This is a genomic window from Sphaerisporangium album (genome assembly GCF_003323745.1).
GTDB classification, from domain to species: domain Bacteria; phylum Actinomycetota; class Actinomycetes; order Streptosporangiales; family Streptosporangiaceae; genus Sphaerisporangium; species Sphaerisporangium album.
Genome location: NZ_QOIL01000003.1, coordinates 244369 through 263147, shown reverse-complemented (window position 1 = coordinate 263147; position 18779 = coordinate 244369). Strand labels below are relative to the sequence as shown.

The window sequence follows — 18779 nt, the reverse complement described above, 5'->3', positions numbered from 1 at the left end:
CGGCGCGCGGCCGTGTCCTGTGAAACGCTCTGGATTTTCGCGTGAGGGTGTCCCGGGGACGGCCGGGGTGGCGTGTCGGCGGAGATCGATGATGGCGTCGGCGGGCGCGCCCGCCGATATCGTGAATTCCGTTCTGCGAGGGCTGTGGTCAAGCGTCCGCGTTCCCATTGAAATTTCTCGTGAGGGCATCGGTGAAGCGCGCCGAAGCGATCACGGATAACCCCGCCTCCGGTCGCCGGGTTCCGTCCGTGAAGCATTTTTCCGAGCGCACGGTAAAGGGGTCGCTCAGGTGTCAGGAGGCTTTCCCGGGCGGTCGTGGGGCGCCGTGCGTTCCATTCGTCTCCGCGTGCCGGGATACCGGTGCCGGCACGTCGATTGTCCCCTCCCGGGCCGGGTTCGGGCCTTCCGTATTCGAGCGCGGCGAGTACCGGCGAACCGAATCAAAGAGGATCGCCGGTGCACCGTCCTGCCGGTCCGTAACATCGGCAAGGCGCATGGGAATTTATCGCCGAGAAGGCGCCCGTGTCCGATTCGTGCCGAACGAGAATGGCGATGCCCGGTGCCGGCTGGTCGTGTGCACTTCTCCGTGGCACGACCTGCGGGGAGGCGGTGGGATGGGGTGGCGCATAGGGGGCCGGGGGCGGAGCGCTGGGGTGGCGAGATGTTCTCCTGGGGAAGAAGTCCATGTCCGCGGACCGATACCGCCGGCCGGCGGGCATCGGGGATCGTCGGCGAAGCCGTGACCGGGCGGAGGCCGCCCGGCGGAATGCCTGTTCAGAAGCCCACGCGCCGAACGGCCGTCGCGCGGCTCGCCGATCAAGGCGGACGCCGTAAATCACGTCGGGGGCCTGGTCGCGTGCGGCCGAGTCCGGGCGACGGAAGCCCCGATGAGCGCCATATGGGATATCAGCGCCATGATCGAACATATTGGCACATGTCGCCAAGGTCGCTTGATCGATTCCGTACCCGCGCGCCGTCGGTGAACGAATGCGGCCCGGCCACGCGGCGATGGCCCAAAAGGGGCGGTCACCTGGAACGTCTTCCTGTGGACGGTCGTGAACACGACGACCTCGCGGCGCGGGGCGCGATTGTGATCGCGACCTCGGAGAACGTCGTCAGGATCGCGGCCGGGGACGTTCTCGTGCCGTCCTCGCGGACCGCCAGCGTCGCGGACGCCGGTTTTCGGACATCCCCTATTCACGTTAAGTAGGTGGGGTCGATCCCGGCTTAGAGCCGACCGAAACTCGCCAATTCGGTCCTGTCGCCAAGATTGACATGCGGCGTCCGACGCCGGGATAATCGCCGGGTGCCATCCCTTTTGCAAAATGTGGCCTTCGACTGCGCGGTTCCGGTCAAGTTGGCGCGGTTCTGGAGCGAGGTCACGGGACAGCCCGTCGATGATTACGATTCCTTCTATGCGACGGTGACGCTGCCGAATGACACGGTCCTCTACTTCGCCCGGGTTCCCGAGCCGAAGACCGTCAAGAATCGGGTGCATCTCTGCTTGCGGCCGGATGTCCCCCGCGACGTCGAGGTGGAGCGTCTGATCGGAATCGGCGCGCGTTTGGTGTCCGACCGCCGGAAGCCCAACGGGCAGGGTTGGGTGGTGCTGGCCGACCCCGAGGGGAACGAATTCTGTGTTCTCCGCAACGCCGCGGGACGATGACGATTACATAGCGTTTAGGGTCACTTACACAGCGCAATAGACGACCCGTGTCGAGACAAACTAAAGAAACAGGCTTGACAGAGTTCGGTCGCAGATGCAAGCTTCTCGTTAGGGCGGGCATGGAGATCCCTTTTACAGGGGGTTTGTTCGGACTTGGGCGAGGTCGTGCGACGTCGTTTGAAATATTCAAATGACTAGGTATTCCGCGCATTATGTGGGGGGGCACCACGCACGGGATGGTCGCCGGCAGGTGAACGGCTCTCGAAAAGGAACTTGCGCGAAAAGGAATTAGTGAGGTTCGCTTTGCTGCGAGTACCCGGGAAGCGAGAGAGACCGACCGAGGTCGCCGTAAGGGAGACCGGTTCAGGGGTCGCCGTCAGAGAGACCAGTTCAGGGCAGGTGTCATAACCGTGCACTATCGGGTCCTGATCTGCGACGAGACCACCCTGGTCAGGGACGGTCTGCGTACCTTGTTGGACGCTGAGTCCGACATCACCGTGGTCGACACCACGGACAGCGGGCAACGCGCGATCATGCTGGTTCGCTCGTACCGCCCACACGTTGTGGTCACAGGCCTCACCCTGCAGGGCATGCTCGGCATCGAGCTGATCCGCCGCCTGCTGCGGGAGGACCTCGACCCCGTCCCCCGAGTCGTGGTGTTCGCCACCAACGAGCACGACGACACGCTCACCCACGACACGCTCACCAATGTGCTGCACGCCGGCGCCAGCGGCCTGCTCACCCGCGAGACCAGCCGCGACGACCTCGTCGCCGCGATCAGGACCGTCGCCAGCGGCCAGGCGATGCTCACCCCGCGGATGACGCAGCGCCTGCTGGACTGGTTCCGCCAGCACAAGACCGAGCCGGACGACATGCTGCAGCCGTACGCCGCCGCGCTCACCGAGCGCGAACGCGAGGTGCTGCTGCTGACCGCGCGCGGGATGTCCACCGAGGACATCGGAGTGACCCTGTCCATCTCCGTGGCCACGGTCCGCACGCACATCTACCGGTTGCGCAACAAGCTCCAGTTGCGCGACCGCGCCCAGCTCGTGTCGTTCGCCTACCGGGCCGGCATGATGCAGGCGGAGTTCGACCTGGCCAACAACTGAGACCGGGCTGACAACTGAAACGCTTCACAGCCGTACGTGCGGCCCCTCACCCCGCCGGGTGAGGGGCCGCACGCCCGTGCGGGGCCCGGTCAGACCCGGGCCATCGCCTCCTCGACCGCGTGCGCCACGCGCGGCAGGTTCCGCTCGTCGAACACGCTGTAGTGGTCGCCCGACAGGGCCAGGTGATGGAACTCGCCGGTGGACTGCCGCCGCCACGCCTCGGTGCTGGCCATGTGCGCCCCGGCGATCAGGGCGTACACCGGTCCGTCGTACGGCGCCGGCGGGTGGTAGCGGTACAGCGCCTCCGCGGCCCCGGCGAAGATGTGGTACCGGTCCCGCGTCTCCTCCTCCGACAGGTCCAGCGACACGCCCGACCTGGCCAGCATGTCCGGGATCGGGGTGAGGCTGTCCAGCGGCTTGAGCAGCCAGCCCAGCTCGCTCGTCGGCACGCCCTGGAGCCGGGACACGTCGTAGACGAACTGCCGGCGCAGTTCCTCCTCGTCGGGCACGGCGACGCCGAGGTCGGTGGCGTACTCGGCGTCGAACAGCATGACCGGCTGCCGGGCCCCGGTGCGCTCGGCGTGCTGCCGGGCCACTTCGAAGGCCAGGCAGGCGCCGAACGACCACCCGGCGAACACGCAGGTCGACAGGTCCAGCTCCGCGCCCAGCTCGTCGAGGATGCGGGTGCCGACCTCGATCAGCCGCCGCTCGATCGGCTTGGCCCGGTCGCCGGGCCTGCTGAGGCAGCCGAGCACGGGGAACCCCTCGCGCAGCGCCCGGGTCAGCGGCACGTAGCAGAACAGCGCGCCGCCGCTCGGGTTCATCAGCACCAGGTTGCGCGGCTCGGTGCCGGGGCGCATCACCACGGCCTGGCTGTCGCGCACGGCCGCCGTCTGCGCCCGCCGCGCGAGCATCTGCTCGTACAGCTTGCGGCGCTCGGGGGACAGCTTGGCCAGCTTGTCCTCGCTGAACGGGGTGCTCATCGGTTCTCCCCTTCGAGCCGGGCGTTGACCTCGTCCTCCGACATCGACTCCAGCATCGCGAGCAGCTCGTCCTCGCTCATGTCGTCCATGCGCTGGGAGTCGACGATGCCGGCGATGTGCGACGGGGTCGGGGACAGGAAGAAGTCGGCCAGCGAGATCCGCACCTTGAAGCGGCGGTTGATCGACGAGATGAGCTGGGCGGCCTGGAGGCTGTTGCCGCCGAGCTGGAAGAAGTCGTCGCCGACGCCGATGCGCTCGTTGCGCAGCAGCGGGCCCATGATCTCCTGCACCAGGACGCGCTCGGTCTCGGTCCTCGGCTGGGCCACCGGGCCGCTGCCCGACAGCGGCTCGGGGTCCGGCAGCGCGCGCCGGTTCACCTTGCCACTGCTGTTCAGGGGCAGCTCGGGCAGGTCGACGAAGTACGAGGGGATCATGTACGCGGGCAGCCGTCCGGCCAGGTGCTCGCGCAGCGCGTTCATGTCCAGCAGGTCCTTGCCGGAGGAGACGTACCCGACGAGGTGACGCTCACCGGCGGCGTCCGTCCACGGCTCGACCGCCACCTGGGCGACCCCGGGGAAGGCGGCGATGCCCGCCTCCACCTCGCCCAGCTCGATGCGCAGGCCGCGGATCTTCACCTGCTGGTCGATGCGCCCGATGAAGACGATGCGCCCGTCGGACAGCCGCTTGACCAGGTCGCCCGTGCGGTACAGCCGCCCGCCGGGCGCGGTGCCGAACGGGTCGGCGACGAACTTTTCCTCGGTCAGCTCGGGCCGGTTCAGGTAGCCCCTGGCCAGGCCCTCGCCGCCGATGACCAGCTCGCCCGGCACGCCGCACGGCACCGGGTTGAGGTGCTGGTCCAGGACGTGCGCCACGTGGTTGGTCATCGGCAGGCCGATCGGCGGGGTGGACTCCCAGGTGCCCGGGCACTCCTCGACGATCATAGTGACCGTGCACTCGGTGGGGCCGTAGCCGTTGAACAGCCGGCGGCCGGGGTTCCACCGGTTCACCAGCTCGGCGGAGAACGCCTCGCCGCCGACGAACACGATGCGCAGGGCGTCGAACCTCTCCGGCTCCAGCAGGTTCATCACCGCCGGCGGCAGGTCGATGACCGTGATGCCCGACCGCTCCATCAGGCCCTGGAGCCGCTCGATGGACAGCCGCTCCTCGTCCACCGCCAGGTACAGCCGGGCGCCGGTGAGCAGTGCCGAGAAGATCTCGAACACCGAGACGTCGAAGTTGAGCGAGGCGAAGCCCAGCACCCGGTCGTCCGGGGTCAGCTCGAAGAGCTCCTGGACGGTGCCGATGAAGTTGACGACGCTGCGCTGCTCGATCAGCACGCCCTTGGGCTGCCCGGTGCTGCCCGAGGTGTAGATGATGTACGCGACGTCGTCGGGGCCGGCCGTGGACTGCGGGTCGGTGTCCGGCGCTGCGTCCAGCTTGTCGCCCATCTCGTCCAGGACGACGAGCTGGCGTCCCGCCTCGGCCACGCGCTCCCTGAGCGAGGAGTCGGTCAGGACGGCGAGCGCGTCGGCGTCGCCGAGGATCTGCGCGATGCGGGCGCTCGGGTTGGTCGGGTCCAGCGGCAGGTAGGCCGCGCCGGACTTCAGGACGGCCAGCACCGACACCACCAGGTCCGCCGAGCGCGGCAGCGCGAGCGCCACGACCTGGCCGGGCTTGGCGCCGAGGTCGATGAGGTGGTGCGCCAGCCGGTTGGCCCGGCGGTTCAGCTCGGCGTAGCTGATCGGCGTCTCGTCCACGACGAGTGCCGTCTCCTGGCCGCGGTCGGCGACGCGCGCCTCGAACTCGGCGGTGATCGTGGTGTGGCGCACCTCCCGCTTGGGGCCGTCGCCGAAGGACAGGACGCGGTTGTACTCGCGCTCGTCCAGCGCCTCGATCCACGACAGCGGGGTCTGCGGCGTGGCGCAGGCGTTGAGCAGGAACTGCCCGTAGTTGGCGGCGAACCGCTCGATGGTCTCGGCGTCGAACAGGTCGGTGTTGTACTCGCACTCGATGGTGGTCTGCTCACCGTTCCGCGTCAGGCCCCAGGCCATGTCGAACCGGGAGGTCCCGGTGTGCGTCCCGACGAGGCCGACCTTGATGCCCTCCAGTTGGATGGGCGGCGCGAAGTCGGTCACCGCGAAGGCGATCTGGAACAGCGGCTGCCGGGACGGGTCGCGCGGCGGCCGGACGGCCTCGATGAGCTTGCCGAACGGGATGTCGCCATGGCTGAAGGTGTCCTGGACGACGGTCCGCGTCCGGTCGATGACCTCGCGGAAGGTCGGGTCGCCCGACAGGTCGAACCGCAGGACGAGCTGGTTGATGAAGAAGCCGGTAACCGTCTCCAGCGAGCTGAAGCGCCGGTTGGCGTTCGGCGAGCCGATCACGACGTCGTCTTGGCCGCTGTAGCGCTGCATCATCACGGCGAACCCGGCGGTGAAGATGTTGAACGGCGTGACGCCGATCTTGCGGGCGAGCCCGTCCACTGCGCGGTCCAGCTCGGGCGGCAGGTTCGTCTGCATCCCGGCGCCGTTGAACGTCACCTGGGTCGGGCGCGGCCGGTCGGTCGGGAACTCCAGGGTGGGGGCGTCGGCGAGTCGCTCGCGCCACCAGGTGTTCAGCTCCTCCAGCCGCTTGCCCGCCAGCCACTCACGCTGCCAGATCGAGTAGTCGGCGTACTGCACCGGCAGCTCGGCCAGGTCCGGCTCGACGCCGTTCTTTCCCGCGCGGTACAGCTCGGCCAGATCCCGGACCAGCGCCGTCGTCGACCAGCCGTCGAAGACCATGTGGTGCACGTTGAACAGCAGGTAGTGGTCGTCGGAGGCCAGCCGGTACAAGCGGATGCGCCACAACGGCGGCGTCTCGATCGCGAAGGGGATGCGCGCCTCGATCTTGAGCAGCGCCTCCACCTCCTGCTCGCTCGACGCCTCGACGATCAGCATCTCGACCGGCATCTCGGGCGCGATCACCTGAACCGGGGTGTTGTCGCGCTCGGTCACGCTGGTCCGCAGCGACTCGTGCCGGGCGACCAGCCCGGTGAGCGCGCCGCGCAGCGCCTCGACGTCAAGCTCGCCGCGCAGCCGGTAGCAGAACGGCATGCTGTACGTCGGCTCGTCGGGGGAGAGCCGGTGGTGCGTCCACAGGGGTTCCTGGTTGAAGGACAGCGGCACCGGGCCCGTGCCCTGCCGGGCCACCGGCCCGAGGTTCGAGGCGGGCTCGGCCCCCGCGCGTAACTGGGCGAGTAAACGGGCGCGCTTGTCCTCGGGCAGCCTGGCCAGGCGTTTGAGCATCTCGGTCATCGGTTCCTCCGTGTCTGCACGGGAGCATTGCTGGTCGGTCCGGCCAGGGTCGATCTCCGCGCTTCGTGGTATGGCAGGTCGGACAGGTCGTTGAGGGCGCTGGAGAGAACCGCGATTCCCCGCAGGTAGTCGGCCAGCACGATGTGCTCGTCCTCGCTGTGGTCGAGGGAGCTGTCGCCGGGCCCGTAGGTGGCCATCGGCACGTCCCACACCTCGGCGAGGGTGTTCATGTCCGAGGTTGCGGTCTTCAGCTTGGCCGTGGCGCGTCCCTGCTGCTTGGCGATGCCGGCGAACAGCGCGCGCACCACGGGGTCGCGCCGGTGGGTGCGGCAGGCGGCCACCGAGTTCACCACGGTCAGCTCGCCCGCGCCGTCCAGACGGTCGCGCAGGTCGCGGACCAGGGCGGCCGAGTCGAAGCCCGGCGAGGTGCGCACGCTCAGCTCCATCTCGGCGACGGCCAGGCCGCCGTTGATCGACACCAGGGTCGGGGTGGGCTGGTCGAACACGGCGTGGCCGGGCTGCGGCGGCAGCAGGTCCACCAGCGAGTCCCAGCAGCGGACCGCCAGCTCCGACGCCTTGGGCACCGGGTTGCTCGGATGGGTGGGCGGCACCGTCACCTGGTAGCGCAGGTCGAGCTTGCCCTTGTAGCCGATGACGACGCTCGACCAGCCGCTCGGCTCGCCGATGATCAGCGCGTCCGGGGGGGTGTGGTTCTGCCGGATCGCCATCGCGCCCCGCGAGCAGGGCGTCTCCTCCTCCACGACGCCGATGACCACGACCCGGCCGCGGAACTCGGGCGTGCCCGCGGCGGCGCAGATCATCGCGGCCAGCGGTCCCTTGGCGTCGACCGCGCCCCGGCCGTACAGGCTGCCGCTGATGGAGCGTACGGGCAGCGTGCCGGGGACGGTGTCCATGTGGCCGAGCAGCATCACGGTCGGCCCGTCGCCCCGGACGATCTCGCCGACGGCGTTGCCCGTCTCGTCGACGTACGCGCTGAAACCCAGCTCCCGCATGATGGTGACCAGGGTGCGGGCGAGCAGCGCCTCGTGGTGCGACGGGGAGTCGATCTCCAGCATGCGGCGGAGCAGCCCGATCGCGAAGGTCTCGCTGACCGGGCCCGTCTCCGCGCTGGGCCAATGATTCATGAGGGGCTCGTCTCCAGGGTGTCGATGCGGTCCCGCCCCGCGAGGACGACCGTGGTCGCGGCGCCGTCCAGCGCGGCCGTCACCGGCCGGGGCCGGCGTCCGTCGGCGATCAGCGTCTCGGGCACCCCCGCCGTGAGGGCCTCGCGGGCGGCGATCAGTTTGAGTCCCATCCCGCCGGCGCGGTGGGCGGGTGGTTCGTTCGGGGAGAGCTCGACCACGGGCAGCACGGAGTCCGGGTCGGCGACGTCGGCGAGGACTCCCGGCGCGCCGGTCAGCATGACCAGCCGCGCGGCGCCCACCGCCGCGGCCACCGCGGCCGCGACCCGGTCGGCGTTGACGTTCACCGGGCGGCCGTCCTCGGCGAGCGCCGGCGGGGAGATCACCGGCACCAGGCCCGCGTCGAGCAGCGTGCGCAGCAGGCCGGCGTTCACGGCGGTGATCGTCCCGACCTGGTTGTCCCTGACCATCACGCGGACGCCGTCCACGACGGCGCGGTGCGCGGCCTTCCTGCGGGCGCGCAGCAGGCCGGCGTCCAGGCCGGTCAGCCCGACGGCGGGCACCTCGCGGGCGGCGAGCGAGGCAAGCAGCCGCGGCTTGGACATGCCGGCCAGGGCCAGCGTGACGACCTCCAGCATGGCGGGGTCGGTGTAGCGGGCGGGGACGCCGTCGGGGGCGACCACCTGCCGGCTGGGCACGCCCAGCCGGGCGGCCAGCCGCTCGATGTCGGCCGAGCCGCCGTGCACCAGGATCACCTCGGCGCCGCGCCCGCGCAGCGTGGCCACGTCGGCGCACACCTCGTCCACCTCGACCGAGGCGTTGCCCCCGCACTTGACCACCGTGATGTCGGTCATGCTCGCCTTCCGTCAGTTGGGGTGGAGCCCGGCGAACGTGAGGCCCGCGCGCTCCGGCCAGCCGTACCGGATGTTCATGCACTGCACCGCGTTGCCCGCGCCGCCCTTGACCAGGTTGTCCAGCGCGGCGACCAGCACCACGGCCCGTCCTGCGCCCCCGGCCGGTTCGTCGTCGTCCACGGCGAACCCCACGTCGCAGAAGTTGGACCCGCTGAGGATCTTCGGCTCGGGCAGCCGGTACAGGCCGCGCTTCTGCGCCACCACGCGGACGAACGGCTCCTCGGCGTAGGCCGCGCGGAAGGCCGAGCGGACCGCCCGCTCGTCCGCGCCCGGCGCCAGCCGCGCCCTGCACACGACCTGAACGCCGCGCACCGCCTCCACGCCGGTGGCGCTCATCCGGGCCGACAGGCCGGTCTCCTGGCCGATCTCCGCCTCGTGCCGGTGGCGGGTCGGGGCGAACACGCGCATCGCGCCGCTGCGCTCGGCGTGCAGGTTCTCCGACCCCGCCGACGCGCCCGACCCGCTGGAGCCGGTGCGCGCGTCGATCGTCACCTCCGGCTCCACCAGCCCGGCGGCGGCCAGCGGGTGCAGGGCCAGGATCGCCGCGGTGGCCATGCAGCCGGGGACGGCGATCCGGTCGGCCGTGCGCAGCCGGTCCCGGTGCAGCTCGGGCAGGCCGTACGCGAACTCGGGCAGCAGGTCGGCGGCCTCGTGCGGCAGGCCGTAGTAGCGCCGGTAGAGGGCCGGGTCCCGGAGCCGGAAGTCGGCCGACAGGTCGAAGACGCGCGGCGCGAGCTTCAGGAAGCCGGCCATCCGGCCCATGGTCTCCTTGTGCGGCGTCGCCAGGAACAGCGCGTCGCACTCGTCCAGTTTGTCGGGGTCGGCGAAGGTCAGGTCGGTGAGGCCGCGCAGGTTCGGGTGCGCGCCGTCCACCCGGCGTCCGGCGAGCCGGGCCGAGGTGACGGCGGCGACCTCGACCTCGGGGTGGCCGAGCAGCAGCCTCAGCAGTTCGCCGCCGATGTACCCCGAGCCGCCGACGATGGTCACTCGCGCCATGTGGGCACCCCGGTCAGCACGTGATCCACGATCCTTCCCGCCACGTCCACCCGATCTCCCATCGCGTGCTGGAAACCGGAGAACTCGACGGTGTCGTTGACCTCCAGGATCAGCAGCCTGCCGTCCTCGTCCTCCACCAGGTCGACCCCGGCGATGTCCGCCTCGGTCGCCCGCGCCGCGCCGTACACGAGCTTGGCCATGTCGTCGGTGACCTCGCACCGCTCGGTGACCGCGCCGCGCGCCACGTTCGTCCGCCACTCCTCGCTGCGCCGGTAGACCGCGCCCAGCACCTCGCCGCCGATCACCAGGGCGCGGATGTCGCGTCCCGGCTTGTCGACGAACTCCTGGACGTAGACCACGTGCGACTGCGGGGAGGGCAGGGCGGCGATGTACTCCAGCACCGTCTCGGCGACCTGCCGATCGGGCACGAAGGTCACCAGCCGCCCCCACGAGCCCACCAACGGCTTGAGCACCGCCGGGTAGCCGATCTCCTCGATCGCCGTCAGCGCCGCCGTGGGGGTCAGGGCCAGCGCGGTCCGGGGGGCGGGGAGCCCCGCGGACCGCAGCGCCATCGAGGTGCGCCACTTGTCGCCGCACACCTCGGTGGCGCGGGCACTGTTCACCACGAGGGTGCCCACCGCCTCCAGGCTGTGCGCCGCGTACGCCGCGCGGACATGCCCGATCTCCCGGTTCAGTGCCCGATCCCACGGCAGCGGCGCGATGTCCGCCGAGCTCCACATCGTCCGGCTGTCCACGTGGACATAGGAGACGCCCCTGCGGTCCAGCGCGTCGAAGATGCGTTTCTCGTCGGCGCGGATCCGGGAGGCGACCACGGCGAGGGTGCCGGGTGAGGTCACTCTCCCCAGTCCTCTTCCACTTCGGGCGCGAGTCCTACCAGCGTCGGCTCCAGAGAGAGGATCTCCAGCTCCGCGTGGCAGTCACCGCATTCCAGGATCTCGTTGAGGCGAGGCGCGTCGGGCAGGTCGACCTTGGCCTCGCACTCCGGGCAGGCGATCATGGGGTTCTCCTCTTCTTCGTCATGGAATCGGGCGGGTCTGTGTGCCGGGCGCGGCGGCCGTGTCAGCGAGCCCGGCGAGCCTGGCGCGCACCCGTGCCGCGACACCTTCGGCCGTGATGCCGTTGTCGGCCATCAGCCGCTCCTGGCCGCCGACGGTGTCGACGAACCGGTCGGGCATGGCGATGCGCAGCAGCGGGCGCGGCGCGTGCTCGGCGAGCTCCTCGGCCACGGCCGATCCGAGGCCGCCGGACGGCCAGTGCTCCTCGACCGTGACCACCAGCCGCGCGCCGGCCGTCGCGGCGGTCAGCGTCCCGGTGTCGAACGGCTTGAGCGTGTGCGCGTGCAGGACGCCCACGTCCAGCCCGTCCTCGGCGGCGAGCGTCCCGGCGGCCTCCAGCGCGGCCAGCACGGGCAGCGGGCCCGCGCACACCAGGACGACCTCGCCGCCGTCGCGCAGCCGCTGGATCCGGCCGAGCACGGGCGGCGGGGTGTCCTCGGGCAGCGACGGGGTCGGCTTGCGGCCGAGCCGCACGTACGCCGGTCCGGGAAGGTCGGCGACCTGGCCGAGCAGCGCGGTGGTGGAGGCGCCGTCGGCCGGCACGACCACGGTCATGTTCGGCAGGACCCGCATCACGGCGAGGTCCTCCAGCGCGTGGTGGGTCGGGCCGAGGTGCCCGGCCGAGACGCCGCTGTGGGTGGCCATGATGCGGACCGGGAGCGCGTTGTAGGCGATGTCGATCTTGACGGCCTCCAGCGCGCGGGCGCCCGCGAACGCGGCCATCGTGTTGACGTACGGCCGCCAGCCGGAGGCCGCCATCCCCGCCGCCACGCCCATCAGCGTGTGCTCGGCGATGCCGAGGTTGAGGTAGCGCGCGGCGGCGTCGCCGAAGTCGACGCCGGAGAACAGGCCGGTGTCGGTGTCCAGGCACACCGCCGTCGGGTCGGCGCCCATCCGCTCGACCAGCGCGTCCCGGTACACCGTCCGGGTGGCCACGGCGCTCACCGGTCACCCGCCCGCAGCGCGCGGACCGCACGGGCGTGCATCCGCTCGGACAGGGTGGCGTAGTGGCTGTGCGCCTTCCCCGCGACCATCGCCAGGCCCTGGCCCTTGACGGTGCTCGCGACGACGACGCTCGGACGTCCCGGCTCCCACGGCGCCGAGGCCAGCGCCTCGCGCAGCGCCTCGTGGTCATGGCCGTCCACCTCGCGGACCGCCCAGTTGAACGCCCGCCAGCGCGCGGCCATCGGCTCCAGCGGGGAGATCTGCTCGGTCGCGCCCGTGAGCTGGAGGCCGTTCCTGTCGACGATCGCCACCAGGTTGTCGGCGCCCTGAGCGGCCGCGGCGATGGCGGACTCCCAGCAGGACCCCTCCTGGAGCTCGCCGTCGCCGAGAAGTACGAACGCCCGGTTCGCCCGTCCGGCGAGCCGGGCCGACAGCGCGAAGCCCAGGCCGAGCGCGAGGCCGTGCCCGAGCGAGCCGGTCGGCATCTCCACGCCGGGGACGGCGCGCACGGGGTGGCCCATCAGGCGGCCGCCGGGACGGGCGTACGTCGCCAGCTCGGCCACGGGGAGGTAGCCGCGCTCGGCGAGGGTCGCGTACAGGCCGATCGCGCCGTGCCCCTTGCTGAGCAGGAACACGTCCCGGCCGGGGTCGTCCGGCGCGGCGGGGTCGCAGCGCAGGACCGAGAAGTACAGGACGGTGAGGATGTCGGCGCTGGACAGCGAGCCGCCGAGGTGCCCGCCCTCGGGGCCCGCGCACATGTCCACGATGTGGCGGCGGATCCGCAGGGCGGTCTCCCTGAGGCCGTCGGCGGTCATTTCCGTGCCTGCCGTGCCTACTACGGCGCCCGTTTCCGCGCCCGTTTCCGCGCCCGTTTCCGCGCTCGTTTCCGGGCCCGTGTCGGCGCCCACGACGGCGGTCACCGGGCCGACTTCGCGATCGCGGCGACCATGTCCAGGTTCGCCCACACCTTCTCGAAGCCGTCGGCGTAGTGCCGCAGCGCGAGGCCGGCGTCAGGGTTGAGGTGGCGCTTCTGCAATGTGAGCGAGTCGGCGATGACCTGCGTGGCGACCGGATGCTCGGCGTCGGCCTGCGGGTCGCCCGCGGCCCACGGGTAGCCGGAGCCGTACCCGATCCGGTCGGTGAAGACCTTCTGCTCGGGCAGCGCGAGCAACTGGTAGCGCGACACCGGGACGCCCTCGGCGCGCAGCAGGCGGTGCAGCGCCACGCGGAACGCCTCGGGGCGCACGTCCGGCAGACCCGCCGCGACCGGGTCGAAGCGGAAGCGCAGGATGTGCCACGCGTGCGTGACGTCCCCCACGCGGGAGGGCACGACGAGGCCGGGCAGCTCGGCCAGCCGGGCGAGGAAGGCGGTGACGTTGCCGCGCCGCGCCGCGTCGTAGGCGTCGAAGCGTTCCAGCTGGGAGAGCGTGAACGCCGCCTGCACGGCGCTCAGCTTGTGGTTCCAGCCGAGCAGGTAGGAGATGTAGTCGCGGTCGCGGCCGGGTTCGATGACCTCGCCGAACTGGCGGGTCATCCGGGCCGTCTCCGCCACCTTGTCGTCATTTATCGTGACGAGGCCGCCCTCGCCGCAGGTCGGAAGGTTCTTGGTCACCTGGAGGCTGAACGCGGCGGCGTCGCCGAGCGAGCCGACCGGGCGGCCGTTGTAGAAGGCGCCGTGCGCCTGGGCGGCGTCCTCGACCACCGCCAGGCCGTGGCGGCGGGCGATCGCGTTCAGCGCGTCCATGTCCGCGGGGTGGCCGTGCAGGTGCACCGGCAGGATCGCCGCGGTCCGCGGGGTGACCAGGGCCTCCACCGCCGCGGGGTCCATGTTGAACGTGACCGGGTCGATGTCGGCGAACACCGGGATGGCCATCTGGTGCAGCGGGGCCAGCCCGCTGGCGATGAAGCTCAGCGCCGGGACGATCACCTCGTCACCCGGGCCGACGCCGAGCGCCGCGAGCGCGAGCTGGAGCGCGGTGGTGCCGTTGGACGTGCCCACGCAGTGCGCGGCCCCCGTCCGCTCGGCCCAGCGCCGCTCCAGGACCGACACCGCCGTCTCGCCGTCGGTGTCCGACACCAGGGCCGCCCCGTCGAGCACGCCGAGCACGGCGGCCCGGTCGTCGTCGGTGATCACCGGCCAGGGCGGGTTGCGCAGCTCTCTCGGCACGGCGGGCCTGCCGCCGAACGCGGCCAGCCGCCGATCCCTGTCGCCGGCCGCGCCGCGGTCTCGCCCGGACGCCGCGGCGCCGGGCATGGTCTCTGGGCTGGTCAAGGTGTCCCCTCCAGGGCTGGGAAGGCCGTCACAGGAACCCGGCCGCCTCGCGCAGTCCCGCGACGGCGGCCTCGTACGCGGCGACGAGGCGTCCCCCGTGCCGGGCCAGGTCGGGCGCCGCCGCGGCGGGGTCGCTCCTGCCGTGCGCGGCGGTGATCCGCACCCCGGTCCAGGCGTGCGCGACGTGCTCCGCCAGCCGGGCCGCCTCCCGCAGCGCGGGCACCTCCCAGCGCGTCCCGCAGGCGCGCAGGAACTCGGCGTGCAGCGCGGCCTGGGCCTGCATGCCCCAGCCGAACGGGTACGCCTCCTCCAGCGCGCGGGCGTCGCCGGCGCGGGCCCGGCCGGCCAGGCTCATGGTGAAGTCCCGCACGCCGGCCAGGCCGCCCCAGCCCGCGGTGTCCCGGTCCGCCTCGAACCCGGCGACGTTGGCCGTGAGCACCTCGCGCACGAACGCAGGGGTGGTCTCCGGGGCGTCCCCCACGGTGACGGTCAGGTAGCGGCCGCCGATGGCGGAGTCGCTGAAGAACGCGTCCTGCACGTCCTTGGGGTTGGACGAGGTCCACGCCGCAAGCAGGGCCGCGACCGGAATCGGCCCCGCGTGCGCCGGGGGCATCGCGTCGCTGACGTACGCCTGCCCGGCCGCCTCGTCCAGGCCGTACACGACGATCAGGTGCGCGGCGTGCACGTCCTGGTAGGCGGGACGGAAGGGCAGGTGGAAGTTGTCGACCGCGATGATCGGAAAGTGCCCGTCCTTGAGCGCGCGCCGCACGTCCTCCAGGGGGTCGCCGGGGTCGGCCGGGCGGTGCCAGGTGGTGGACAGGCCGTGGTGCGGGGCCAGGCTGCGGCCGAGGTCGCCCGGGTACCGGCAGGGGTAGTAGAACTCCTCGGACGTGACGTCGCCCGGCTTGAACAGGAACTCCCAGTGCGCGCCGAGCGCGTCCACGGGATCGCGGCCCTCGCGCAGCAGCGCGGCGGCGAGCGTCGACTGCAGGCAACTGATCAGGTCGCGGTACCACAGCGCGGGCGTGGCCGGCGGCGTGCTCATGACCGCTCCGCCACGGGCTCGCCGGCCGTCTGCAGGGTCATCGCGAACAGGTGGATCGCGACGTTGCGCGGCAGCCGCAGGCCGCGCAGGGGCGCGCGCCGGGTCACCGGGACCCGCTGGCTCCACATCAGGGCCTCCACCCGTGGCTGCACGTGGTGCGGGTAGTGCATGACCGGGGTCTCGAACGCCTTGGCCTCGCCGAACGCCGCGTGCGCCCGAGCCCAGAAGTCCGACACCCGCAGCGGCTCGAAGTCCACCTCGCCTCCGGCGAAGTGCAGCGCCACGGTGTCCTCGGTCCGCCGCTCGGCGGCGGTCAGCAGATGGATCCAGTCGTACCGGCCCTCGGGGAGCTCGACGTACTGGCCCGCGCAGCGAATGTTGTCGCCCGCGGGATCCGGCCCGCCGAAACGAAATGGCACCCCTTCCACCTCCACCTGCGCGCCCGGCGGCGGCAGGTATTCGGCCGGAAACGAATTACGCCACACGTTGAAACCACCCGATCCGGTCCCTGCGGCCGCCGAAATCCCGCGATTGTTCCAGTGCCCCGTCAGGTCGACGGGCCGCAGGGTCGTCATGGTGACGACGGATAACGGCGGGACACCGGTTTTCGCCCCAGAAACCATGTCCACGTGACCTCCGTCAACGATTCAACCCCGCCGGGGAGAATGCTCTCCACTTGCCGCGAATCTACAAGTCGGGCACTCGGGTACACATCCACAGGAGGGGGACTCCCGCCGACGCCACCCGTTGATGCCGTGCGCCACCGATGGCACGCCGCGATGAGATTTCGCGGCGCGATTCAACGCCGTGATGACAACGCGGCCCCGCCGCGCCCTCTCACGCGTCCCTCTCGGCGACCAGCGCCGCCTCCACCAGCGCCACCGCGAGGCTCTCCACGGTCGGCCCGGCGTAGAGCATGCGCATGGGCACGTCGATGCCGAAGTTCCTGCGCAGCCGCGCGGTGAGCCTCGCCGCGAGCAGGGAGTGGCCACCGAGGTCGAAGAAGCTGTCCTTGATGCTGATCGGCCCGCGCCCGAGCACCTTGCCGAACAGGTCGGCGAGCAGGCGCTCGACGTCGTCCCGGGGCGCGACGAACTCGGCCTCCGAGGTGCCGAGGTCCCGCACGGCCGGCTTGGGCAGGGCGCCCCGGTCGACCTTCCCGTTCGGGGACAGCGGGATCTCGGTCAGCGCCACGTACATCGTCGGGAGCATGTACTCCGGCAGCCGCTCGGCCAGGCGCGCGCGCACCCGGCCGCCCGGCTCGGGGTGGCCCCGGTACACCAGGTAGGCCACCAGCGCGGGCTCGCCCCGGTTGTCCTCGCCGAGCACCACCACGGCCTGGGCCACGGCCGGGTTGGCCAGCAGGGCGGCCTCGATCTCGCCCAGCTCGATCCTGGACCCGTTCAGCTTGACCTGGTGGTCGATGCGGCCTAGGAACTCGACGACGCCGTCGGCGCGCCAGCGGGCCAGGTCGCCGGTGGCGTACAGCCGCCCGTCCGGGTCCTCGGGGTCGGTGACGAACTTCTCGGCCGTCAGGTCGGGCCGGTTGAGGTAGCCGCGGGCGAGCTGGACGCCGCCCAGGTGCAGCTCACCGGCCATGCCGACGGGCATCCGGTTGCCGTGCGCGTCCAGGACGTGGACGGTGGTGTTGGCGATCGGCGCGCCGATCGGGATGATCGGGTCCTCCGGGCCGCAGGCCCACCGGGTGACGTCGATGGCCGCCTCGGTCGGGCCGTACAGGTTGTCCAGCCCGGCCGAGAGGCCCGAGGCGAAGAACCTGCGCACCAGGTCCGCCGGCAGGGCCTCGCCGCTGCACACCACCTGGCGGATCGAGCCGCATTTCGACAGGTCGGCGAACTCCAGGAACAGCGCGAGCATCGGCGGCACGAAGTGCAGGAACGTCACCCGCTCCGCCTCGGCGACCTCGCCCAGGTACTCCATGTCCTTGTGCCCGTCCGGCTTGATCACGACCAGCCGGGCGCCGGTGAGGAACGGCCAGAAGAACTCCCACACCGAGACGTCGAACCCGCACGGCGTCTTCTGCATCACCGCGTCGCCGGGGCCGAGCCGGTAGGTCTCCTGCATCCACAGCAGCCGGTTGAGCAGGCCCGCGTGGGTGTTCATCACGCCCTTGGGCATCCCGGTGGAGCCCGAGGTGTAGATCACGTACGCGAGGTCGGCCAGGGCCGGTGCCTCGGCGGGGGGCTCGGCGGGCAGGTCGTCCAGCCCCTCGGCCGGGTCGTCCAGGCAGACCTGGCGCAGGTCGGGGACGTTCACCCGGCCGGCCAGCGACCGCCTGGTGAGCAGCACGCGCGCCCGCGCGTCCTCGGCCATGAACATCAGCCGGGCCGGCGGGTACTGCGGGTCGAGCGGCAGGTACGCGCCGCCCGCCTTCAGCGTCGCGACCAGGGCGACCACGAGCTCGACCGACCGCTCCAGGTGCACCGCCACCACGGCGTCGGGGCCGACGCCGAGCGCGCGCAGGTGGCGGGCGAGCCGGTTGGCGCGTTCCTCCAGCTCACGGTAGGTGACCGACGTTCCCTCGAACCGGATCGCCACCGCGTCCGGGGTGGCGCGCGCCTGGAGGGTGATGAGCTCGGGCACGGTGTGCGCCGTGGGGTAGTCCACCTCGGTCGCGTTCCAGCCGTCGATGGTCTCGCGCTCGGCGGCGGTGAGCAGCGGCAGGCGTGAGACGGGGAGCGCAGGGTCGGCGGCGGCGCCGGCCAGCAGCGTCGCCACGTGGCCGGCCAGGCGCCGCGCGGTGTCCTCGTGGTACAGGCCGCGGTCGTAGCCGGCCACGACGCGCGGCCCTGAACCGGCCGTGCCGTCCGTGCCATCGGTACCGCCACCAGTACCGCCGTCCGGGGCGCCGAAGCCGTCGAGGCTCACCGACAGCCCGTCCGCAGTGAACGCGGCCTGACGCTGGTCGAGCTTGAGCCGCCCGAGCAGCGCCGCGAAGCCCGGGTCGCCCGACAGGTCGGCCTGGACGGTCTCGGCGCCGGGCTCCGCGCCCGCCTGGACGGGGATCTCCGCCCGGCCGGTGTACCGGTGCAGCACGGCCGCGAACCCGGCCAGCGCCACCGCCCCCAGGCTCGCGCCGCCCCGCGAGGCGAGCGCGCGGACGGCGTCCGCGTCCGCCTCGGACAAGACCAGCTCGACCGTGCCGTCCGGAGTCGGCCGGCCCGCCCGCCGGGGCTCGTCCGTCCATAGCTCGAAGTGATCGGTATCTGGCATGGCTGTGACCTTCCCCCGCACGGGAATCTCTGCCGAGCGCCTGCGCGCGCCCTCGTACTGCTTTCGGAACCGTCACCGTACGCCATGGCCCATGAGCCTTG

15 protein-coding genes are annotated in these 18779 nt (G+C 71.8%); 2 read left to right on the top strand and 13 right to left on the bottom strand.

Annotated elements, in window-relative coordinates:
* The first annotated feature begins 1306 nt into the window (after positions 1 to 1306).
* Both DQ384_RS06395 and DQ384_RS06390 read left to right on the top strand, forming a co-directional pair.
* A complete protein-coding gene (locus DQ384_RS06395) occupies positions 1307 to 1666 on the top strand; it encodes a VOC family protein (protein ID WP_114027757.1) in 360 nt (119 codons plus the stop codon).
* 410 nt (positions 1667 to 2076) lie between these two features.
* Positions 2077 to 2775 (top strand): response regulator, encoded by a 699-nt coding sequence (locus tag DQ384_RS06390; protein ID WP_114027756.1) that lies wholly within the window; start codon positions 2077 to 2079, stop codon positions 2773 to 2775.
* 89 nt (positions 2776 to 2864) lie between these two features.
* On the opposite strand, the gene DQ384_RS06385 is transcribed toward DQ384_RS06390, so the two are convergent.
* The 13 genes from DQ384_RS06385 to DQ384_RS06325 form a co-directional block, all read right to left on the bottom strand.
* Positions 2865 to 3758 carry a thioesterase domain-containing protein gene (locus tag DQ384_RS06385; RefSeq protein ID WP_114027755.1) on the bottom strand — a complete coding sequence of 298 codons (894 nt, stop codon included), beginning with the start codon at positions 3756 to 3758 and terminating at the stop codon, positions 2865 to 2867.
* A complete protein-coding gene (locus tag DQ384_RS06380) occupies positions 3755 to 7054 on the bottom strand; it encodes a non-ribosomal peptide synthetase (protein ID WP_114027754.1) in 3300 nt (1099 codons plus the stop codon). Before DQ384_RS06380 ends, DQ384_RS06385 begins: the two co-directional genes overlap by 4 nt.
* Positions 7051 to 8199 carry a M20/M25/M40 family metallo-hydrolase gene (locus DQ384_RS06375; protein ID WP_114027753.1) on the bottom strand — a complete coding sequence of 383 codons (1149 nt, stop codon included), beginning with the start codon at positions 8197 to 8199 and terminating at the stop codon, positions 7051 to 7053. Before DQ384_RS06375 ends, DQ384_RS06380 begins: the two co-directional genes overlap by 4 nt.
* Positions 8196 to 9050 carry a [LysW]-aminoadipate kinase gene (locus tag DQ384_RS06370; RefSeq protein ID WP_114027752.1) on the bottom strand — a complete coding sequence of 285 codons (855 nt, stop codon included), beginning with the start codon at positions 9048 to 9050 and terminating at the stop codon, positions 8196 to 8198. The genes DQ384_RS06375 and DQ384_RS06370 overlap by 4 nt, the downstream gene beginning before the upstream one ends.
* Before the next feature lie 12 nt (positions 9051 to 9062).
* Positions 9063 to 10106 (bottom strand): N-acetyl-gamma-glutamyl-phosphate reductase, encoded by a 1044-nt coding sequence (argC, locus tag DQ384_RS06365; protein ID WP_114027751.1) that lies wholly within the window; start codon positions 10104 to 10106, stop codon positions 9063 to 9065.
* Entirely contained in the window at positions 10094 to 10963 is an 870-nt protein-coding gene (gene lysX / locus DQ384_RS06360) for a lysine biosynthesis protein LysX (RefSeq protein WP_114027750.1), read from the bottom strand. The genes argC and lysX overlap by 13 nt, the downstream gene beginning before the upstream one ends.
* Complete coding sequence (locus tag DQ384_RS06355) at positions 10960 to 11124, bottom strand: lysine biosynthesis protein LysW (protein ID WP_114027749.1); 165 nt, start codon at positions 11122 to 11124, stop codon at positions 10960 to 10962. Before DQ384_RS06355 ends, lysX begins: the two co-directional genes overlap by 4 nt.
* A gap of 19 nt (positions 11125 to 11143) precedes the next feature.
* Positions 11144 to 12127: a transketolase family protein gene (locus DQ384_RS06350; RefSeq protein WP_220182805.1), complete on the bottom strand. Its 984-nt coding sequence runs from the start codon at positions 12125 to 12127 to the stop codon at positions 11144 to 11146.
* On the bottom strand, positions 12124 to 12942 hold the full coding sequence (locus DQ384_RS06345) for a transketolase (protein WP_114027748.1): 819 nt from the start codon (positions 12940 to 12942) through the stop codon (positions 12124 to 12126). The genes DQ384_RS06350 and DQ384_RS06345 overlap by 4 nt, the downstream gene beginning before the upstream one ends.
* Positions 12943 to 13043: 101 nt before the next feature.
* Positions 13044 to 14399 carry a DegT/DnrJ/EryC1/StrS family aminotransferase gene (locus DQ384_RS06340; RefSeq protein ID WP_220182804.1) on the bottom strand — a complete coding sequence of 452 codons (1356 nt, stop codon included), beginning with the start codon at positions 14397 to 14399 and terminating at the stop codon, positions 13044 to 13046.
* 28 nt (positions 14400 to 14427) lie between these two features.
* Entirely contained in the window at positions 14428 to 15444 is a 1017-nt protein-coding gene (locus DQ384_RS06335; RefSeq protein ID WP_114027746.1) for a BtrH N-terminal domain-containing protein, read from the bottom strand.
* Entirely contained in the window at positions 15441 to 15863 is a 423-nt protein-coding gene (locus tag DQ384_RS06330; protein ID WP_220182803.1) for a hypothetical protein, read from the bottom strand. The genes DQ384_RS06335 and DQ384_RS06330 overlap by 4 nt, the downstream gene beginning before the upstream one ends.
* Positions 15864 to 16281: 418 nt before the next feature.
* Positions 16282 to 18678: a non-ribosomal peptide synthetase gene (locus tag DQ384_RS06325; RefSeq protein WP_114027744.1), complete on the bottom strand. Its 2397-nt coding sequence runs from the start codon at positions 18676 to 18678 to the stop codon at positions 16282 to 16284.
* Positions 18679 to 18779: the final 101 nt, after the last annotated feature.

Coding starts and splice junctions, on each gene's coding strand:
- DQ384_RS06385 (WP_114027755.1), bottom strand. CDS start 3,758: ATGAGCACCCCGTTCAGCGAGGACAAGCTGGCCAAGCTGTCCCCCGAG.
- DQ384_RS06380 (WP_114027754.1), bottom strand. CDS start 7,054: ATGACCGAGATGCTCAAACGCCTGGCCAGGCTGCCCGAGGACAAGCGC.
- DQ384_RS06375 (WP_114027753.1), bottom strand. CDS start 8,199: ATGAATCATTGGCCCAGCGCGGAGACGGGCCCGGTCAGCGAGACCTTC.
- DQ384_RS06370 (WP_114027752.1), bottom strand. CDS start 9,050: ATGACCGACATCACGGTGGTCAAGTGCGGGGGCAACGCCTCGGTCGAG.
- argC (WP_114027751.1), bottom strand. CDS start 10,106: ATGGCGCGAGTGACCATCGTCGGCGGCTCGGGGTACATCGGCGGCGAA.
- DQ384_RS06355 (WP_114027749.1), bottom strand. CDS start 11,124: ATGATCGCCTGCCCGGAGTGCGAGGCCAAGGTCGACCTGCCCGACGCG.
- DQ384_RS06345 (WP_114027748.1), bottom strand. CDS start 12,942: ATGACCGCCGACGGCCTCAGGGAGACCGCCCTGCGGATCCGCCGCCAC.
- DQ384_RS06335 (WP_114027746.1), bottom strand. CDS start 15,444: ATGAGCACGCCGCCGGCCACGCCCGCGCTGTGGTACCGCGACCTGATC.
- DQ384_RS06325 (WP_114027744.1), bottom strand. CDS start 18,678: ATGCCAGATACCGATCACTTCGAGCTATGGACGGACGAGCCCCGGCGG.